This window comes from Pseudomonas sp. ICBG1301 (assembly GCF_016918385.1).
Classification (GTDB): domain Bacteria; phylum Pseudomonadota; class Gammaproteobacteria; order Pseudomonadales; family Pseudomonadaceae; genus Aquipseudomonas; species Aquipseudomonas palleroniana.
In genome coordinates this window covers 500,997-520,688 of sequence record NZ_JAEKGB010000002.1, presented here as the reverse complement: position 1 = coordinate 520,688, position 19,692 = coordinate 500,997, and the positions used below count along the sequence as shown (strand labels likewise).

Genomic DNA, 19,692 nt, shown 5'->3' with positions numbered 1-19,692 from the left:
CGGTTCAACGTTTTGCGTTTTTTGTGCAGCCAGTCGCTGTTTTTACAATTTCGTATTGTCAGGTCAGAGACCTTGCTGTAGCGCAGGATCGTCCGGGTTTTGCTGTTCAAGCTGGGCCAATAGCACCTGGACGTTTTGCAATTGACCACTTTCCTTCCAGTAGTTGACCAGCAACACCCGCGCCTTGCGGTTGGCGGGGTGGCGTTGAATGATCTCCTCCAGCTGGCGCTGGGCCGCCTCCAATTCCTCCTGGGCGTGCAGGGTGGTGGCCAGGTCGTAGCGGTAATCCTGATTGTCCGGCTCCAGCTCCACCGCCTTGGACAAGCCGAGCAAGGCATATTGGCGTTCACCGTGGTGCAACAGCCACAGGCCCAAGGCGTGTTGCAAGTAGGCCGACTCCGGGTGTTCGGCCAGTTGTCGCGCCAGCAACTGGCGGGACTCATCGGTTTTGCCTTGCTTGTCCAGCAGCTCGATTTGCGCCACCACGGTTTGCAGGTTATCCGGCTGCAGGCGCATCGCCTGTTCCAGGGCATGTTGCGCGTCCGGCAGCAGGGCGCTGTGAATGTACAGGCGCGCCAACTGGATCCAGCCTTCGGCCGTCTCGGGCTGGGCCTTGAGATATTTCACAAATTCGTCGAGCACTTGCTGCAATGGGCCGAAATAAAGGCCCAGGGTGTCGGGCGAGAGGCCGAGCAAGGCGTTCGCGGCGGCAAAGCGCACACTCTGTTCGGGATCTTCAAGTACCGGGCCCAGCAGCAAAGTGCGCTGGCCGGTCGGCACCAGGCCGACGATGCTGTGAATCGCCGCCTCGCGTACCAGTGGCGACTCATTGGCCAAGTCCTTGTCGGCGAGCTTCAGCGCTTGCGGGCTGGGGTAGTTGGGCAGTTCCGCATGCAGGGCGGCACGACGTTCCGGCGAGAGGTCCGGCCGCCCCAGCTGTTGATACAACACGCGTGCGGCGCCTGGCTCACCGTTGTGCGCCTGCTTCAGCGCTTTGCCATAGCCATGGGCAATCGCCGGCGGCACGGCGACCTGAGCGGTGCGGGAGAAATACCAGGTGATCGACACAATCAACAACAGGGCGCACAGGCCGATGATGGAGTAACGGCGTGACTTTGACATGCAGGCGTCCGGGCAGCTATCGCAAAGCCATCAGCTTCGGCCAGAGCACGGCACGTGTCAAACCCGTATCAGTTCAGCACATAGTCGATCGGTTGCAGGGCTGGCGGTAAATCGGTTTCGCCCAGCGCGGCGAGGACTTCACGCTCCAGAGTGCGCAGCAGCGCATTGCACGGCAGGTCGTTTTCGTCAAAGCCAAAGGGGTCTTCGAGGTCATCACCGATTTCGTCGAGGCCGAAGAACGTATAGCTGACGATGGCCGTGAACACGGGAGTGAGCCATCCCAGCGGCTCGGCCATGGCGAACGGCAGCAGAATGCAGAACAGGTAGATGGTGCGGTGCAACAGCAACGTGTAGGGGAAGGGCAGCGGTGTGTGCTTGATCCGCTCGCAGGCCGCCTGGACCTGGCTCAAGCCGACCAGACGGGTTTCCAATTGGGTGTAGCGCCAGTCGCTGATCACACCGCGCTGGGCCAACTCGGAAAAGCCTGCACCCAGGGTTTGCAGCAGGTTGTCGGGCGGGTTGGGGTGGTTGCCATCCACGGCCATCCACGGCGCTATCGCCTGTGCTTCATCTTCATGGCGCAAACGCGCAATCAGTCCATGGGCAAAGCCACAGACACCCCGCAACAGGTCGCTGCGCTCGCGGCAGTCGCCCAGCACCTGGGTTTCACGAATCAGCGAGCGCACCTCAATGATCATCTGCCCCAGCTGTTTGCGGCCTTCCCACCAACGGTCATAGCAGGCGTTGTTGCGAAAACTCATGAAGATCGACAGCGATAGCCCGAGCAACGTGAACGGCGTCGCATTGACTTTGGAGAAGTACGCGGGGTGCAGGGTTTCCACCAGCACGATCACCGAAGCCAGCAGGGTGACCAACAGGCTGCGCAAGGCAATGCGCTTGGCAATCGAGCCTTTGAGGGAAAACAGGATGCCCAGCAGATTGGGTTTGGAACGCACGATCATCGCGGCAAGACTTCTTCGGTGGCGCAGGCCCCCAGAGTAGAAGTCGCGTGCGCCGACGTCCAATCAGTTGGGCCGACCGGTCGATCAGCGCGATCAATCATGGCCAAACCAGTCAGCCAGGTTGATGGCTTTGACCATTGCTGCCGAGCGGCTCTGGAGTGACTATTTCCAGGGTCGCTTGATCCACTTTGAAGGAAACAATAATGCAGATTGAAAACAAGATATTCCTGGTCAGTGGCGGCGCTTCGGGGCTCGGTGCGGCGACCGCTGACATGCTGGTCGCGGCCGGAGCCAAGGTGATGCTGGTCGACCTGAACGCCGAGGCCGTTGCGGCCAAGGCCGGTCAATTGGGTGATAACGCGCGTTGCGCGGTGGCCGACATCAGCCAGGAGGCCGCTGCCCAGGCCGCCGTGGAAGCTACGGTCGCAGCGTTTGGCGGCTTGCATGGGCTGGTGAACTGCGCCGGTGTAGTGCGTGGCGAGAAAATCCTCGGCAAGAACGGCCCCCACGGTTTGGCCAGCTTCGCTCAGGTGATCAACGTCAACCTGATCGGCAGCTTCAACCTGTTGCGCCTGGCCGCTGCGGCCATTGCTGAAACCGAGGCGAATGCCGACGGTGAGCGCGGCGTGATCATCAACACGGCCTCGGTGGCCGCCTTTGACGGGCAGATCGGCCAGGCGGCGTATTCCGCTTCCAAGGGTGCCATCGCCAGCCTGACCCTGCCCGCCGCCCGCGAGTTGGCGCGCTTCGGCATTCGGGTCATGACCATTGCCCCGGGCATTTTCGAAACCCCGATGATGGCCGGCATGACCCCGGAAGTTCGCGACTCCCTGGCCGCCGGCGTGCCATTCCCGCCGCGCCTGGGCAAACCGGCCGAATACGCGGCGCTGGTACGTCACATTATTGAAAACAGCATGCTCAATGGCGAGGTGATCCGTCTCGACGGCGCCTTGCGCATGGCGGCCAAGTAAGGAGTATTCCCATGACTGATCCGATTGTCATCGTCAGCGCCGTACGCACGCCCATGGGCGGCTTCCAGGGCGACCTCAAGGGCCTGACCGCGCCGCAACTGGGCAGCGCCGCCATTCGTGCCGCCGTCGAACGTGCCGGTATTGCCGGCGATGCAGTGGATGAAGTGCTATTCGGCTGCGTGCTGCCGGCCGGCCTCGGCCAAGCCCCCGCACGCCAGGCCGCGCTGGGCGCGGGGTTGGACAAGGCCACCCGCTGCACGACCCTCAACAAAATGTGCGGTTCGGGGATGGAGGCCGCCATTCTCGCCCACGATGCGCTGGTGGCCGGCAGCGTCGATGTGGTGATCGCCGGCGGCATGGAAAGCATGTCCAACGCGCCGTATCTGCTGGACCGCGCACGCAGTGGCTACCGCATGGGGCATGGCAAGGTGCTCGACCACATGTTCCTCGACGGCCTCGAAGACGCGTATGACAAAGGCCGCCTGATGGGCACCTTCGCCGAGGATTGCGCCGAGCATAACGGCTTTACCCGAGAAGCCCAGGACGCCTTCGCCATCGCCTCGCTGACGCGTGCCCAGGAAGCGATCACCCGGGGCAGCTTCAGCGCCGAGATCGTCCCGGTGCAGGTCACCGTGGGCAAAGAACAGAAAACTGTCCTGCACGATGAACAACCGCCCAAAGCCAAGCTGGACAAGATCACCAGCTTGAAACCGGCATTCCGCGAAGGCGGCACGGTGACGGCGGCCAACTCCAGCTCGATTTCCGACGGCGCGGCAGCCTTGCTGATGATGCGCCAATCCGAAGCGCGCAAGCGTGGTCTCAAGCCACTGGCGGTGATTCACGGGCATGCTGCGTTCGCCGATGAGCCGGGTCTGTTCCCGGTCGCGCCGGTGGGGGCAATCCGCAAGCTGATGAGCAAGACCGGTTGGAGCCTGAATGATGTCGACCTGTTCGAGATCAACGAAGCTTTTGCGGTGGTCAGCCTGGCCACCATGGCCAAACTGGAAATCCCCCACAGCAAGGTCAACATCCACGGCGGCGCCTGCGCCCTGGGCCATCCGATCGGTGCCTCCGGTGCGCGGATCCTGGTGACCCTGCTCTCGGCCTTGCGCCAGAACGGGCTCAAGCGCGGTGTTGCCGCCATCTGCATCGGCGGTGGCGAAGCCACGGCCATGGCCGTCGAATGCCTGGATTAAGGACGCTATATGCTGCCCAATGAAGAACACGTGCAAATCAGTGACGCGGCCCGGCAATTTGCCCAGGAACGCTTGAAGCCGTTTGCCGCCGAGTGGGACCGCGAGCACCGCTTTCCCAAGGAAGCCATCGGCGAAATGGCCGAGCTGGGCTTTTTCGGCATGCTGGTGCCGGAGCAGTGGGGCGGTTGCGACACCGGCTACCTGGCCTACGCCATGGCCCTGGAAGAAATCGCCGCCGGTGACGGTGCCTGCTCGACCATCATGAGCGTGCACAACTCGGTGGGTTGCGTGCCGATCCTCAAGTTCGGCAATGACCAGCAGAAAGAGCAGTTCCTCAAGCCCCTGGCCAGCGGTGCCATGCTGGGTGCCTTCGCATTGACCGAGCCCCAGGCCGGCTCCGACGCCAGCAGCCTGAAAACCCGTGCCCGCCTTGAAGGCGATCACTATGTGCTGAACGGTTGCAAACAGTTCATCACCTCCGGGCAGAACGCCGGCATCGTGATCGTGTTTGCGGTCACCGACCCGGCCGCCGGCAAGCGCGGGATCAGCGCGTTCATCGTGCCGACCGACTCACCGGGCTACACGGTGACGCGGGTCGAAGACAAACTCGGCCAGCATGCCTCCGACACCTGCCAGATCCTGTTCGAAGACGTGAAGGTGCCGGTGGGCAATCGCCTGGGTGAGGAGGGCGAGGGCTACAAGATCGCCCTGGCCAACCTCGAAGGTGGCCGCGTGGGTATCGCCTCGCAATCGGTGGGCATGGCCCGCGCCGCGTTTGAGGCGGCCCGCGACTATGCGCGTGAACGTGAAAGCTTTGGCAAAGCGCTGATCGAGCATCAGGCCGTGGCGTTCCGCCTGGCCGATATGGCCACGCAAATCGCCGTGGCCCGGCAGATGGTGCATTACGCCGCCGCCCTGCGCGACAGCGGCAAGCCGGCGCTGGTGGAAGCGTCCATGGCCAAGCTGTTCGCCTCGGAAATGGCCGAAAAAGTCTGCTCGGCCGCCTTGCAAACCTTGGGCGGTTACGGTTACCTGAACGACTTCCCCCTGGAGCGGATCTACCGCGATGTGCGGGTCTGCCAGATTTACGAAGGCACCAGCGATATTCAACGCATGGTCATCTCACGCAATCTTTAAGGAGCCGATACATGACTTACGAAACCGTCTTGCTCGAAATCCAGGGCCGCGTCGGGCTGATTACCCTCAATCGCCCGCAAGCCCTGAATGCCTTGAATGCGCAACTGGTCAGTGAACTGAACCACGCGCTGGACCGCCTGGAAGCCGACCCGCAGATCGGTTGCATCGTGTTGACCGGCTCGAAAAAAGCCTTTGCCGCCGGCGCCGACATCAAGGAAATGGCCGAACTGACCTACCCGCAGATCTACCTGGACGATCTGTTCAGCGACAGTGACCGCGTGGCCAACCGCCGTAAGCCGATCATCGCTGCGGTCAACGGCTTCGCCCTCGGCGGGGGCTGTGAGCTGGCATTGATGTGCGACTTTATCCTGGCTGGTGACAGCGCCAAGTTCGGCCAGCCGGAAATCAACCTCGGCGTACTGCCCGGCATGGGCGGCACCCAGCGCCTGACGCGGGCCGTGGGTAAGGCCAAGGCCATGGAAATGTGCCTGACCGGGCGCTTTATCGATGCGGTGGAAGCGGAGCGTTGCGGGATCGTGGCGCGTATCGTGCCGGCCGATGAACTGCTGGACGAAGCACTGAAAGTCGCCACGCTGATTGCCGGCAAATCCGTACCGATCAGCATGATGGTCAAGGAAAGTGTGAATCGTGCGTTTGAAGTGAGCCTGTCCGAAGGCGTGCGCTTCGAGCGCCGGGTGTTCCATGCGGCGTTCGCGACGCAGGATCAGAAGGAAGGCATGGCCGCATTCGTCGGCAAACGCACTCCAGAGTTCAAAGACCAGTAACTAACGTGTGGGAGGGGGCTTGCTCCCGATTGCAGTGTCTCAGTCGAAATATCTGTGACTGATGCACTGCAATCGGGAGCAAGCCCCCTCCCACATTTCGTTACCCGGTGGTCATTCAGAACGGGTAGTGCTTGAGTTCTCGCGCAATGACCATGCGCTGAATTTCACTGGTGCCTTCATAAATCTGCGTGATCCGCGCATCCCGGTAGTACCGTTCCACCGGGTAATCTTCCAGGTAGCCATACCCGCCATGTATCTGCATGGCCGAGGAGCAGACCTTTTCGGCCATTTCCGAGGCGAACAGTTTGGCTTGTGAAGCTTCCGACAGGCACGGCTTGCCGGCACTGCGCAGACGCGCAGCGTGCAGGATCAGCAAGCGCGCGGCATTGAGTTGGGTCTGCATGTCCGCCAACAGGTTGGCCACGCTCTGGTGCTCGATGATCGCCTGGTTGAATTGCACCCGATCGCGGGCGTAGGCCAGCGCCGCCTCAAACGCGGCACGGGCGATGCCCAGGGCTTGAGCGGCAATGCCGATGCGCCCGCCTTCGAGGTTGGACAGGGCAATGGCCAGGCCCTTGCCGCGCTCACCCAGCAGGTTGGCCTCGGGCACGCTGCACTGGTTGAGCGTCACGGCGCAGGTGTCCGAGGCGCGAATGCCCATCTTGTGTTCGGTGCGGTCGACTACAAAGCCGGCGGTGTCGGTGGGCACCAGGAACGCAGAAATACCTTTCTTGCCCAGCTCCGGGTCGGTGACGGCAAACACAATGGCCAACTGGGCGCGCTTGCCGTTGCTGACGAACTGCTTGGCGCCGCTGATCACCCATTGGCCGTCCCGCAGTTCGGCACGGGTGCGCAGGTTATGGGCTTCGGAACCGGCCTGGGGTTCGGTCAGGCAGAAGCAGCCAATCGCCTGGCCGCTGGCCAGGGCCGGCAGCCAGGTTTCTTTTTGCGCTGGTGTACCGAAGTTGAGGATTGGCCCGCAACCCACTGAATTATGGATGCTCATCAGTGCACCCGTAGCGCCATCGCCGGCGGAGATTTCCTCCACCGCCAAGGCGTAGGCGACGTAGTCCACATAGGTGCCGCCCCATTCTTCCGGGACTACCATGCCCAGCAGGCCCAGTTCGCCCATTTTCGCCACGAGCGCGTCGTCGATCCAGCCGGCTTTCTCCCATGCCTGGGCGTGAGGGGCGATTTCGCCCCGGGCAAAGTCACGCGCCATGTCTCGGATCATTACTTGTTCTTCAGTGTATTCAAGATCTTGCATGGCTTATTTCGCAACCTGCGCAAAGTGGTGGAAGAAGCTCTCGACATGGCGGCTGTCCAGGTCGTCGAGCGTTGGCGGGTTCCAGCGAGGCGTCTTGTCTTTATCGATGATCAGGGCGCGCACGCCCTCGATCAGGTCACCTCGCTCGAACCACTGCCGGTCCAGGTGCAGCTCAAGCGCAAAGCACTGTTCCAGCGGCAGGTGACGGCCACGGCGCAGCATCTGCAGGGTGACGGCCATGGCCAGGGGCGAACGGGTTTGCATCAGGTTGGCCGTGGTCAGTGCCCACTCGCGGCTATTGGCGACGGTCACGGCCTGCAGTTGCTCGACCATGCTGGGCACGTCCGGCAACGCGAAGAAATGGTCAATGGCGGGGCGCAAGGCCGCCAAGGGCGGGTCGGGCAATTGTTGCACTGCGAGCCTGGCGAGTACGCCTTGCAGGTCTTTGAGCGGGGAGTCATGCCATTGCAGGTGATCGAGCTTATGGTCGAGTTCGGCCAGATGGGCGCTGTCGAGGTGCCAGTCGGCCAAGCCACAATACAGGGCGTCGGCCGCCCGAATCTGGACCCCGGTGACGCCGAGGTAAATCCCCAGTTCACCGGGGATACGCGACAGGAAATAGCTACCGCCCACGTCCGGGAAGTAACCGATGGCCACTTCGGGCATCGCCAGACGGCTGCGCTCGGTGACCACGCGCAGATCCGCGCCTTGCACCAGCCCCATGCCGCCGCCCAGAACAAAGCCATCCATCAACGCGAGTACGGGTTTGCGGTAGTGGTGAACAGCCAGGTCGAGGGCGTATTCCTCGACGAAGAAGTCTTGGTGCAGGGTGTCGCCGTTCTTGAAGCTGTCATACAGCGAGCGGATATCGCCCCCGGCGCAGAAGGCTTTCTCGCCGGCCCCACGCAGTACGACGGCAAACACCTGCGGGTCATCGGCCCAGGCCTGCAACTGCGCCGTCAGGCGCCGCACCATGTTGAGGGTAATCGCGTTCAAGCCTGCGGGGCGATTGAGCGTAAGGTGACCGATATGGTTGCGAACTTCGGCCAATACCTCATCCTGGAGGACCTCGGCGCTGCATGCTTGGGATGAAACCTGAGCAGTCATCTCTAACTCCCTGCTTTTATTGTTCTTTATCACGACATTCGCGGGCGAACTGTCTCGCGATCGTACCAGTGCAAATTTGCCCAGTACAACCCGGAATCGTGCAGGTCGTTTTTGCATTTATGCAGGGGCGTTCACACCGCGCGATGGGCGAGGACTTCACCGATACTGCGCCGGCGTGCATGGCTCTGCGCCGCGTGGATCAGTTGTTCAAGCTCGCTCGGTTCCACATCGTAAAACTGCTCCATTTCGGCCAAGGCCAGTTTCAAGTCAGCCGCAGTGATCATCGGATCGACAACGCGGGCAGGGCTGCTCACCGGCGCCATGGGGGACTCGACCAGCCCCTTGGGATAACGCGTACGGGTGGCGTTGTTGTAGACCAATGCCGCAGTCAACAGTGCGCCCGCGCCGAGCATGACCGGCGCCAACGCCTGCCAGCCCAGGGCGATGGAGGCCGGGTCGGCCAGAACCAGGGTCATCGCCAGGCCACCGGCGGGCGGGTGCAGGCAGCGCAGCCAGCAGATCAGGATAACGGTCATGCCTGCGGCAAGGCAGGCGCTGCCCAACGTACGCCCCAATACGCGGGCCACCAGCAGCGCAACGACTGCGGCGCACAAGTAACTGCCGATAATTGACCATGGCTGGGCCAGCGCACCCGAAGACACCGCAAACAACAGCACGGCGGAGGCCCCCAGCGGGCCTAGCAGATGCAGGGCGACTTCCATGCCGAAGACCTGGGCGCACACCCAGACACTGAGCATGGTGCCCAAGGCCATGCCGATGGCGGCACGGCTCCATTCAGCGGGACGGGTATTGATTGCAGCAGGTAACCAACGAGCGAGCATTTAAAAAGGTCCGTAAACAGCGGGCGAAAAAAAAGGCCTGCCGGGTTTCCCGGAAAAGCCTTTGTAACGTTCCAACATCTGGGGGAGGAACCTGTGCAGTCTGCCCAGCTTGATGCAATGATGCCAATGCATATTAATGAGGGTTGAGTGCAGAAAAAATGCAGTTAAAGTCCCTCGTCGTATCGAATCAAACCCACTTTGTGCGCCGCTGAGGTACTCGCGTCACCCAGCACGCGGCAGTAGGTCTCCTCGTTGAACAAGCGCTTTTGCAGACCCTCCCGTAGCGCCAGGTCATTGGCCAGCGGTCCTTTCAACGCCACCAACGCGTCGCGCAGCTCCATCAATCGGTCCAGCCTCGGCACCGGTATAGGCAGTAGATTCTCTCGCACGGCATTGTCCTCTCAATGAAGTAGCCAACCGTCTGTTGGGTGGCCTACAGCGTCCTTGTTGTTATGCAGGGTGCTCCAACCCATATGCCTGAACGACGGGGGTGGTAGATAGTTAACGCACTTGGCAAGCGAGTCTACATAGGGGATCCAGCCGCCGGAAGGGACGGTGCCGCAGCCGTTACGCAAAGCACCGTAGGTGTTTTCTTGGTGGGCATGATGAAAAACGCCCACTCGTTATGGAGTGGGCGTTGTTTCTTACGGGGCCTATGGAAACGTCATTAAGGCGTCGACGTTTTCTCCAGGTGCAGCAGCACATAGGGGTTCTTGTCGAACGACCCGGTGAGGGTCGGCGTGATCGAACGCAGGCGCGGCTCCGTCAAACTTTCGAAGTCTGCCTGGCTCATCACCAGCCAGGCTGGGGCCTGGATCAGGTTCAGTTCGGCAGGCGACTGGGTAAACAACGGCACCTTGTCGCAATCGAAGTTGACCATGAACTTGATGGCTTTGGCGTCTTTGCCCAGACCATGCAGTACCACCGGGGCGGGTTGCTGCAAGATCCGGGTCTTGACCGCCACGCTGAAGGTCCGCGTGTCGTACAGCGAGCGTTCCAAGGGTTCGACCACCACAATGTAGGTCGCCCAAATAGCCAACACCGCCGCCAGCGCCGGGCCGAACGCTCGCAGACGAGCCTTGGCCAACGCTAGTAGTGCCAACACCTGGAGCACGCCCAGCAGCGCAAACATCGCGCCCAGGCTCTCCAGCTCCGCCGGGTAACGCTTGCGCGCAGCCACCAGGCCAATGATTAACAGTGTCGGCAACAGCGTCCAGATGCCCAGCATCAAACCGCGTAACCAGGCGAAAAGTCGCCCTTGAGTCACTTGAAACGGGTATGCAGCGATAATGGCGGCCATCGGCAACATCGGCAGGATGTAGCGTGCTTTTTTGGCTTGAGGCACCGACAGCCCCACCATCACCAGCAAACCTGCCGCCGCGCAGTACAGCACCAGTTTCAGCGCCGGGTCCGGAGCGCGACGGCCACCGGCCGCGATGGCCACCAACACCAGGAGCGCCACCGGGTAGGCCAAGGCGTAGTTGCCCATGGAACTGGTGAAGTAATACAGCACACCGCTGGAGCCTTCGGTGCCATCCATACGGCCGAGGAACTGCATGCGAATGACATCTTGCATGAACACTTCGCCGCCACTGAGCTTGGCCAGCAGCAACAGCAGCCCCACACAGGCGCCCAGCAGCGCCAGTGCCAACAAGCCAAAGCTGAACAGTTGCCGCCATTGGCGGTTGATCAGGTAATAGCTGCACAGCACGCCGGTCGGGATCACCAGGCCGATCGGCCCGCGGATGGCAAAGCCGAGAATCAGCAGCAGAAACAGCCAATGCAGGCGTTTCGCCGCGCCGAAATGATCATGCGCATAGCCCAGGTAGAACACCGCCAGTGCGACCGCGGCGAGCATCTGGTCCAGGGAAACCGCACGGGTTTCGCTGATAAACGTACTGCTGAGCAGCAACATCGCGATGCTCAGCACCCCCCAGCGCGGGGAGTAGGGCGCTGTCAGGCGAAACACCAGGATGACGATAACGGCCGAGGCGACCGCCGTCGGCAACCACGCGGTGAAGCTGTTGACCTGGCCCAGCGGCACGGACAACAGCCAGGTCAGCAGGGTCGAGGTCGCCAGGTAGTCGGCATAGGGCTGGCCGTACGTCGTGGGGAAAAAGCTCGGCCCGTGGCGCAGCATCTCCTGGGCAAACAGCACAAAGCGCGAGTCAAACCCGATGATCGCCTGGTGCCAATTGCCGACGATGAACAGCACCAGGGCCAGGAGCCCAAGCCCCAGCGACTGATAACGGATCGTTGCATTCTGCAGGGGCGGCTGAGCTTTGTTCACGTATCAGCCTTCCTTGGCCTGTGGCGTCCAGTTTTGCTGGGGGATCGGCAATTCGCAGGAGTCACCCCGGCCCATCGGGAAGTATTTGAAGCCTTTGCGCGCCAGGCGCTCACCGTCGTACAGGTTGCGACCGTCGAAAATCACCGGGTTTTTCAGGCGCTGCTGGATCAGTTCGAAGTCCGGCGCCTTGAATTGCTGCCACTCGGTGCAGATGATCAGCGCGTCGGCGCCGCTCAAGGCCGATTCCGGAGTGCCCAGCAGGGCCAGGCGTGGCTCGTCGCCATAAATACGCTGGGTTTCCTGCATGGCTTCCGGGTCGAACGCACGCACATTGGCGCCGGCGGCCCACAGTGCTTCCATCAGTACGCGGCTTGGCGCGTCGCGCATGTCGTCGGTGTTGGGCTTGAACGCCAGGCCCCACAACGCGAAGGTCTTGCCTTTCAGCTCACCCTTGAAGAAAGCGTTGATGCGTTCGAACAGCTTGCTCTTCTGGCGCTGGTTGATGGCTTCCACGGCTTCGAGCAGGTCGCTGGAGCAGTTGGCTTCCTTGGCGCTGTGGATCAGGGCGCGCATATCTTTGGGGAAGCACGAGCCGCCGTAGCCGCAGCCCGGGTAGATGAAGTGGTAACCAATGCGCGAGTCGGCACCAATGCCCAGGCGCACCGCTTCGATGTCGGCACCCAGGTGTTCGGCCAGTTCGGCGATCTGGTTGATGAAGCTGATTTTGGTGGCCAACATGCAGTTGGCGGCGTACTTGGTCAGTTCGGCGCTGCGCAGGTCCATGAAGATGATGCGGTCGTGGTTGCGGTTGAACGGCGCGTACAGGTCGCGCATCACTTCACGCACTTCTTCGCGCTCGCAGCCGATGATGATGCGGTCCGGGCGGCGGCAGTCGGCAACGGCCGTACCTTCCTTGAGGAATTCCGGGTTGGAGACGATATCGAACGCCAGGTGGCGGCCGGCAGCCTGCAGGTTTTTCTCGATATGGGCACGCAGCGTGTCACCGGTGCCGACGGGAACGGTGGACTTTTCCACCAGGATCACCGGTTCCACCCGGTGGCGGGACACCGCATCACCGACCGACAGTACGTATTTCAAGTCGGCGGAGCCGTCTTCGTCCGAAGGCGTGCCTACCGCGATAAACAGCACTTCACCGTGTTCAACGGCGAGCTTTTCATCATAGGTAAAGTGCAGGCGTCCGCTTTCCAGGTTTTCCTTGACCATGGCCGCCAGGCCCGGTTCAAAGATCGTCACGTGACCTTTCTGGAGTGATTCGACCTTGCTCTTGTCAACGTCCATGCAGATGACATCGTGACCGACTTCGGCCAACACGGTGGCTTGCACCAGACCGACGTAACCACTACCAAATACACTGATTTTCATGGGGCATTCCTGGGACTAATACTGCTAGCACGACGAGAGTTAATAACCAGTACACCGAGGATGACCAGCGCCACCCCCAGGGTTTTTGAAAGCGAAAAATGTTCGTTGAACACCGGCAGGCTGGCGGCCAACAGGTACACCAGCGCATAGCTGATGCTGAGCAACGAATAGGCGCGGCCCAGGGGCAGGTCTTTGAGTGCCCCCAGCCAACAGAGCATCGACAGCGCATAGGCAATGATCGCCAGGATCACCACGCCCAAGGCGCCAAGATCGATAGCATTCTGGTTGAAGGCCGTCAGCCATTCGGCGGGCAGCGGCAGGCGTGTCATGCTCCAGCGCATGCCCAACTGGGCGGCGCTGACCAGGCCGACACTGCCCAGGGCCAGGGCAAAACCGCGCGCCCGGCTCATACCTGGCGCCCCAGCAACACCACGCCGGCGATGACCAAGGCGACACCCAGCCAGTGACGGCCATCGATATGTTCGTGAAAGACAAAGTGCGCCATCAGCGTAACCAGTACGAAGTTCAGGCTGAGCATGGGGTAAGCAATACCCACCTCCAGGCGTTGCAGCACCAGCAGCCACACCAGCAGCCCCAGGCCCAGGCAAAACAGCGCCGACCACAACCATGCTGAACGCAGTTTCGGTGCCCAGCCCTGCGGCTGGTCGCGCCAGCTTTCGACGGCAAACTTTTGCGAGACCTGGCCCATGCACGTGAGCAGGCAGGCGCTCAGCAATAGCAGCAGCGTGATCATTGCGTGACCTGAGGGAAGATCATGATCACGATGTTGCCTTGCTCGTAGCGCTTGCCGTCTTTGGGCAGCAGCTCGACTTCAGCGACTTCGTCTTCACCCTTGACCCGCATCACCACACCCACGGCGCCTTGCTTGCGCGCATCGCTCATCCATTGCTGGACTTGGGTGGGGTCGATCTTGCGGTAGGCCGTGTCCGGGTAGGCCAGGCCGTACTTCACTTCACCCACGGTGTTGTAAAGGGTGATTTCCGGGCGTGCCACGCGCCAGGACAAGGCCGACGCGGCGCCCAGGTCATTGCTCAGCAACGCGGTGGTTGGTTGCAGTTCCTGCAAGTGATCGATGATGAACTGGTCCGGCGTCTTGTTATACACCACTGAATGCGGCAACGCGGCCGGGACCAGGGCCACCAGCAGCCAACTGCCGACGACGGGCGCCGCCCACAGCGTCAACGGCCGTGCAGCTTGCAGCAGGTTGGCGACGATCCAACCGAACAGGAAGGTAAACACCAGCACCAGGCTGAGGGTTTCCTGCCCGGGTTCGTAGATCGGCTTCTTCAACTGGAACCAGCTGATCGCCAGCAAGGCGAGGACGCCGATCACCAGGTTCAACCCACCATTGATGCGCAATGCACGCGCCTTGCCCTGGCTGAGCTTGTCGCTCAGGGTCGAGCCCATCAGCAGGGCCAGCGGCAACAGGCACGGCATGATGTAGGACGGCAGCTTGCCCTTGGCCAGGCTGAAGAATGCCAGGGGCATCAGCAGCCACAGCAACAGGAACGCGGTTTTCGGCAGGCGCTTGTCCACCCAGGCCTGTTTGACGGTAGAGGGCAGCAGGGCGACCCACGGCAGCGAGAACGCCACCATCAACGGCAGGTAGTACCAGAAGGGTTCGGCATGCTGCGCATCTTCACCGGCAAACCGCTGGATGTGTTCGTGCCAGAAAAAGAAGTTCCAGTAGTCCGGCTCTTGCAGGTGCACGGCCAGGGCCCACGGCACGCTGACGGCGATCGCCACGACCACGGCGACGATGCCGTAACCCACCAGTTCACCCAGGCGTTTTTGCCAGATGGCGTAGGGCAGGGCGATCAGCACCGGCAGCAGCCATGCCAGGAAACCCTTGGTCATGAAACCCATGCCGCAGGCAAAACCGAGCAGGGCCCAGGACCACAAACGGCCACGGCGTGTGGTGCTGTCGAAGCAGAACCAGAGGGCAACGCCTGTCAGGTTGACCCAGAAGGTGAACTGCGGGTCCAGGTTGGCATAGCCGCCGAGCAGCGCCACGCTGACGAAGCTCATGTACAGCACGCTGCTGATCAGGCTTTTTTGCGGGTCGTTCCACAGCCGGCGAGAGACCAGATACACCAGCATGATGCTCAGCCCGGTGCTCAAGGCCGAGGCAAAGCGCACGCCGAACAGGTTCTGTCCGAAAATCGCCTGGCCCAGCGCGATCATCCAGTAACCGGCGGCGGGTTTTTCGAAGTAGCGAATGCCCATGAAATGCGGCGAGGCCCATTTGCCGGTCAGCAACATTTCCTGGCTGATCTGCGCATAGCGGGTTTCATCGGGAATCCACAGGCCGTGAGTGGCCAGCGGTAACAGGTAAAACACGCCAAACGCCAACAGGAGCAGGGGCAATGCCCAGCGCCGGATCATGCCTGCTGCACTCCGAGCCAGCCTTCTCGGCCGCTCAACGCACCACGCACCAGTTGTTGCTGGGGCAGGGTGGTCACATCCGCGGGCAACAGGTCACCCAGGGGTTTGAAGTCGATGCCGCGCTGCCCGGCTTGGGCGAGCAACTGGCGGAAATCATCAGCCATCAGAATCCCTTCTACTTCTGCGTGGATCGTGTAGACGTTCAGTTTCGACGAGGAAAACCTGTCGAGAATGAAGTTGTTGAACTCTTTGGCAGCCACTACCGGCCCGACGACTTCGTCGAAGGTCGGCAGGTCTACCGGAATTTGTGGGGTGCCCGCGCTGCCATCGGCCAACGTCGGTCGAAACAGGCTGGTGCCCCGGCAATCACTGTTGTAGCGGAAATTGAAAGCTTGTTTGGCCTGCACCACGCGTTCATCGGCACGCCAGCCGGCGGCCGCTGAACAATCGACGCGCTCGCCCAGGATGTCACTCAGGGTATCGACGCCACGGCGGATCTGTTCGACCAGCTGTGCATCGCTCCAACGCCCGGTGTTGGCCTGCCAGCCGTGGTGATCCCACGCGTGCAGGCCGACTTCATGGCCGGCGGCCTTGGCCTGGCGCATCAAGTGCCCCAGGTCACGCCCGATCGGCTTGCCCGGCCAGGCGGTGCCGGCGAGCAAGATATCCCAGCCGTACAGCCCGGCCGCATTGGAACGCAGCATCTTCCACAGGAATTGCGGACGGATGAGGCGCCACAAGTGGCGCCCCATGTTGTCCGGCCCAACGCTGAAGAAGAACGTCGCTTTTATCCCGGCTTCATCCAGGGACTCGAGCAGCCGCGGCACACCTTCACGGGTGCCACGGTAGGTGTCGACGTCGATGCGAAGACCTGCCTGCATTACTTCTTGTCCGCGATTTCGAGCATGGCTTCTTTCAGGAAGAAGTCCAGGGTGTTACCGATGGTTTCGCTCATCTCTACGGTCGGCTCCCAGTTCAGCAGGCGCTTGGCGTTTTCGATGCTTGGCTTGCGGTGTGCCACGTCCTGGTAACCAGTGCCGTAGAACGCCTTGCTCTCTACGTCGCGGAAACCGGCGAACGGAGGGAAGTTGCTGCGCAGCGGGTGAGCTTCGAACTGACGCAGCAGCTCTTCGCCCAACTGACGGATGCTGGCTTCGTTTTCCGGGTTGCCGATGTTGACGATCTGGCCGTCGCACACACCGTTTTCGTTATCAATGATGCGTGCCAAGGCTTCGATACCGTCGGCGATGTCAGTGAAGCAACGCTTCTGCTCGCCACCGTCGAACAGACGGATTGGAGTACCTTCCACCAGGTTCAGGATCAGCTGGGTGATGGCACGGGAGCTGCCGATACGGGCCGAATCCAGACGGTCCAGGCGCGGGCCCATCCAGTTGAACGGACGGAACAGGGTGAATTTCAGGCCTTTGTCGCCGTAGGCCCAGATCACGCGGTCCAGCAGTTGCTTGGAAACCGAGTAGATCCAGCGCTGCTTGTTGACAGGGCCCACCACCAGGTTGGAGGTGTCTTCGTCGAAGTACTGGTCCTGGCACATGCCATAGACTTCGGAGGTCGACGGGAAGATCACGCGCTTGTTGTACTTGACGCAGTAGCGAACCAGTTTCAGGTTCTCTTCGAAGTCCAGTTCGAATACGCGCAGCGGGTTGCGGGTGTATTCGATTGGCGTGGCGATGGCCACCAGCGGCAAGACCACGTCGCACTTCTTGATGTGGTACTCGATCCACTCGGTGTGGATGCTGATATCGCCTTCCACGTAGTGGAAGTTCGGGTGGCTGCGCAGGCGCTCGATGGCGTCGGAGCCGATGTCCAGGCCGTAGATTTCGTAACGGTCGTCACGCAGCAGGCGCTCGGACAGGTGGTTACCGATGAAACCGTTCACACCCAGGATCAGGACACGGGTACGACGTGGCTTGCGGCCGGACTCGGCGCCGCGCAGTACCGAACCATCCACCAGACCCAGCGCATCCGCCAGTGCCGGGCCGGCCAGGAACAAGCCGTCGGCGTTACGCTGACCGAACTTGACCACCAGGGAGTCTTCACCGCAGGCGATACGCAGCGGGTTGACGCTGATCACGCGGCCCGGCGCCAGGCCTTCGTTGCCCTTGAGCACTTCGGCCTGCCAAACGATCAGTTTGTGCTCGCCCACGGCGCAGAAAGCACCCGGGTAAGGTTGAGTGACGGCGCGAACCAGGTTGAACAGCTCTTCAGCCGGTTTTTTCCAGTCCAGCTTGCCATCGGCGGCGGTACGGCGGCCGAAGTAGGTGGCTTGGCTTTCGTCCTGGGCGGTTTCAGCCAGCTTGCCTTGAGCCAGTTGCGGCAGCGCATCACGCAGCAGGTTGGTAGCGGCGTCACGCAGCTTGGCGTGCAGGGTCAGGCCAGTATCTGTGCGGTCGATGATGACTTTCTGCTGGGCCAGGATCGCGCCGGCATCGGCGCGCTTGACCATGCGGTGCAGGGTCACGCCGGTTTCGGTTTCGCCGTTTACCAGCACCCAGTTCGCCGGAGCGCGGCCACGATATTTAGGCAGCAGGGAGCCGTGCAGGTTGAACGCACCTTTTTTGGCGGTGGCCAGCAGGGCTTCGCTCAGCAGGTTGCGGTAGTAGAAGGAAAAGATGAAATCCGGGTTCAGCTTGGCAATGCGCTCGATCCACAGCGGGTGGTTGGCGTCTTCCGGCGCATGTACCGGGATGCCATTGCGCGCGCAGAGCTGGGCGACGGAACCGTAGAAGTTGTTTTCCTTGGGATCGTCGGCATGGGTGAACACGGCAGCAATGTCGTAGCCGGCGGCCAGCAGGGCTTCAATGCCTGCACAGCCAATATCGTGATAAGCAAAGACAACAGCTTTTGAATTCATGACGAAACCTGATCGGAAGGAGAAGTGGAAGTGTGAGAAGTTGCCAGGCCGTCGACCACGACGACCGGAGCCGGTGCTGCGGGCTGGTTGCGCAACACCTTTTCGATAAAGAAGCGTGGACGGGCACGCACGTCACTGTACATGCGACCCAGGTACTCACCCAAGAGGCCCATGCCGATGAATTGACCGCCGGTGAACACGAACAGCACGGCAAACAGCACGAACATGCCTGAGCCGGCCCATTCGGCGCCGAAGACCAGGCGCAGGAAGACCAATGCAAAGGCGAACAGCATGCCCAGTGCCGCCAGGCTGAAGCCGACGATGGACAGCAGGCGCAGCGGGGTGGTGGTCATGCAGGTCAGCAGGTCGAACATCAGGCTGATCAAGCGCATGGCGCTGTATTTCGACTCACCGTGCTCGCGCTCGGCGTGGTGCACCAGGATTTCCGTGGTGTGGCGGGCAAAGCCGTTGGCCAGGATCGGGATGAAGGTGCTGCGTTCGCGGCAGGCCAGCATCGCGTCGACGATGGTGCGGCGATAGGCGCGCAGCATGCAGCCGTAGTCGGTCATGGCCACGCCGGTGGAGCGCTGCACGGCCAGGTTGATCAGGCGCGAAGGCCAGCGGCGGAAGGCCGAGTCCTGGCGGTTGTTGCGCACGGTCGCAACCACGTCGTAGCCGAGGGCGGCCTGCTCCACCAAGCGCGGGATTTCTTCCGGCGGGTTCTGCAGGTCGGCGTCGAGGGTAATCACCACGTCGCCACGGCACTGCTCAAAACCGGCCATGATCGCGGCATGCTGGCCGTAGTTGCGGTTGAGGATCACCGCCACTACGTTGCTGCCGTCTTCGGCGGCGGCGTCTTCCAGCAACTGGGCCGAACTGTCACGGCTACCGTCATCCACCAGGATGATTTCGTATTTGTAGGCCAGTTGCTTGCAAGCTGCCGTCGTACGACGCAGCAATTCAGGCAGGCTGTCTTCTTCGTTGTAGACCGGGATAACGATCGACACGAGATCAATAGGGTAGGGTTTCAAAGATTCAAGACCTCGGGGCTAGAGCAATTGAAGCGTGAAAACAGCAGTAATCCGGGCTGATGGACAGCGTGCAGATTAAACGTAGCGTGGGGTTGCGGCGTTCATTTGACATTCCTGGGGACGGTCGCGAGTTTCTTCCATGGGCCAGCAGAGTAAAGACGAAATATAGGAAAGATCAACAGCTTAGTTGGGAAAAACGCGGTTCGTTCTGAAGTCATACGCCCAAGGTTAAGCGGAAAAATGTGCAACGAATATGAAAGGCATATGAAAAACTCGTTTTTTTCACAAATAGACAGCCAGGGTTCAGCTAAGTAGCTGACG

At 61.4% G+C, this 19,692-nt stretch carries 18 protein-coding genes; 4 read left to right on the top strand and 14 right to left on the bottom strand.

From position 1 onward, the window contains the following. Nucleotides 1-63 precede the first annotated feature (63 nt). Both JBE38_RS06195 and JBE38_RS06190 read right to left on the bottom strand, forming a co-directional pair. Nucleotides 64-1,122 (bottom strand): tetratricopeptide repeat protein, encoded by a 1,059-nt coding sequence (locus JBE38_RS06195; protein ID WP_090371014.1) that lies wholly within the window; start codon nt 1,120-1,122, stop codon nt 64-66. A gap of 68 nt (nt 1,123-1,190) precedes the next feature. Continuing rightward, nucleotides 1,191-2,084 carry a bestrophin family protein gene (locus JBE38_RS06190; protein WP_205343876.1) on the bottom strand — a complete coding sequence of 298 codons (894 nt, stop codon included), beginning with the start codon at nt 2,082-2,084 and terminating at the stop codon, nt 1,191-1,193. Nucleotides 2,085-2,287: 203 nt separating this feature from the next. Here JBE38_RS06190 and JBE38_RS06185 point away from each other — a divergent pair, with 203 nt between their 5' ends. Genes JBE38_RS06185 through JBE38_RS06170 form a run of 4 tightly spaced genes read left to right on the top strand, consistent with a single transcriptional unit; the run spans nt 2,288 to nt 6,173 of the window. After that, complete coding sequence (locus JBE38_RS06185; RefSeq protein WP_090371019.1) at nt 2,288-3,055, top strand: SDR family NAD(P)-dependent oxidoreductase; 768 nt, start codon at nt 2,288-2,290, stop codon at nt 3,053-3,055. 11 nt (nt 3,056-3,066) lie between these two features. After that, complete coding sequence (locus JBE38_RS06180; protein WP_205343875.1) at nt 3,067-4,251, top strand: acetyl-CoA C-acyltransferase; 1,185 nt, start codon at nt 3,067-3,069, stop codon at nt 4,249-4,251. Nucleotides 4,252-4,260: 9 nt separating this feature from the next. Further along, nucleotides 4,261-5,388, top strand: a complete 1,128-nt coding sequence (locus JBE38_RS06175) for an acyl-CoA dehydrogenase (RefSeq protein WP_205343874.1) — start codon at nt 4,261-4,263, stop codon at nt 5,386-5,388. An 11-nt stretch (nt 5,389-5,399) separates the two neighbouring features. After that, complete coding sequence (locus JBE38_RS06170; protein WP_205343873.1) at nt 5,400-6,173, top strand: enoyl-CoA hydratase; 774 nt, start codon at nt 5,400-5,402, stop codon at nt 6,171-6,173. Nucleotides 6,174-6,288: 115 nt separating this feature from the next. On the opposite strand, the gene JBE38_RS06165 is transcribed toward JBE38_RS06170, so the two are convergent. The 12 genes from JBE38_RS06165 to arnC form a co-directional block, all read right to left on the bottom strand. Continuing rightward, a complete protein-coding gene (locus JBE38_RS06165) occupies nt 6,289-7,440 on the bottom strand; it encodes an acyl-CoA dehydrogenase family protein (protein WP_060753009.1) in 1,152 nt (383 codons plus the stop codon). A gap of 3 nt (nt 7,441-7,443) precedes the next feature. Beyond that, complete coding sequence (locus JBE38_RS06160) at nt 7,444-8,547, bottom strand: enoyl-CoA hydratase/isomerase family protein (RefSeq protein ID WP_205343872.1); 1,104 nt, start codon at nt 8,545-8,547, stop codon at nt 7,444-7,446. A 131-nt stretch (nt 8,548-8,678) separates the two neighbouring features. Then, nucleotides 8,679-9,389 (bottom strand): HPP family protein, encoded by a 711-nt coding sequence (locus JBE38_RS06155; protein WP_205343871.1) that lies wholly within the window; start codon nt 9,387-9,389, stop codon nt 8,679-8,681. 164 nt (nt 9,390-9,553) lie between these two features. Next, nucleotides 9,554-9,778, bottom strand: coding sequence for a type VI secretion system contractile sheath small subunit (locus JBE38_RS06150; RefSeq protein ID WP_413037837.1), 225 nt, complete (start codon nt 9,776-9,778; stop codon nt 9,554-9,556). Between the two features lie 278 nt (nt 9,779-10,056). Then, a complete protein-coding gene (locus tag JBE38_RS06145) occupies nt 10,057-11,679 on the bottom strand; it encodes an ArnT family glycosyltransferase (protein WP_090371029.1) in 1,623 nt (540 codons plus the stop codon). Between the two features lie 3 nt (nt 11,680-11,682). Further along, nucleotides 11,683-13,062 carry a UDP-glucose dehydrogenase family protein gene (locus tag JBE38_RS06140; protein WP_205343870.1) on the bottom strand — a complete coding sequence of 460 codons (1,380 nt, stop codon included), beginning with the start codon at nt 13,060-13,062 and terminating at the stop codon, nt 11,683-11,685. Next, a complete protein-coding gene (gene arnF / locus JBE38_RS06135) occupies nt 13,059-13,472 on the bottom strand; it encodes a 4-amino-4-deoxy-L-arabinose-phosphoundecaprenol flippase subunit ArnF (protein ID WP_060753014.1) in 414 nt (137 codons plus the stop codon). The genes JBE38_RS06140 and arnF overlap by 4 nt, the downstream gene beginning before the upstream one ends. Then, on the bottom strand, nt 13,469-13,816 hold the full coding sequence (gene arnE / locus JBE38_RS06130) for a 4-amino-4-deoxy-L-arabinose-phosphoundecaprenol flippase subunit ArnE (RefSeq protein ID WP_090371035.1): 348 nt from the start codon (nt 13,814-13,816) through the stop codon (nt 13,469-13,471). The genes arnF and arnE overlap by 4 nt, the downstream gene beginning before the upstream one ends. Next, entirely contained in the window at nt 13,813-15,468 is a 1,656-nt protein-coding gene (gene arnT, locus JBE38_RS06125; RefSeq protein WP_205343869.1) for a lipid IV(A) 4-amino-4-deoxy-L-arabinosyltransferase, read from the bottom strand. The genes arnE and arnT overlap by 4 nt, the downstream gene beginning before the upstream one ends. Then, on the bottom strand, nt 15,465-16,349 hold the full coding sequence (arnD, locus tag JBE38_RS06120; RefSeq protein WP_090371039.1) for a 4-deoxy-4-formamido-L-arabinose-phosphoundecaprenol deformylase: 885 nt from the start codon (nt 16,347-16,349) through the stop codon (nt 15,465-15,467). The genes arnT and arnD overlap by 4 nt, the downstream gene beginning before the upstream one ends. Then, on the bottom strand, nt 16,349-18,340 hold the full coding sequence (gene arnA, locus JBE38_RS06115; protein WP_090371041.1) for a bifunctional UDP-4-amino-4-deoxy-L-arabinose formyltransferase/UDP-glucuronic acid oxidase ArnA: 1,992 nt from the start codon (nt 18,338-18,340) through the stop codon (nt 16,349-16,351). Before arnA ends, arnD begins: the two co-directional genes overlap by 1 nt. Next, nucleotides 18,337-19,371, bottom strand: coding sequence for an undecaprenyl-phosphate 4-deoxy-4-formamido-L-arabinose transferase (arnC, locus tag JBE38_RS06110; protein WP_060753019.1), 1,035 nt, complete (start codon nt 19,369-19,371; stop codon nt 18,337-18,339). The genes arnA and arnC overlap by 4 nt, the downstream gene beginning before the upstream one ends. Between the last annotated feature and the right edge of the window lie 321 nt (nt 19,372-19,692).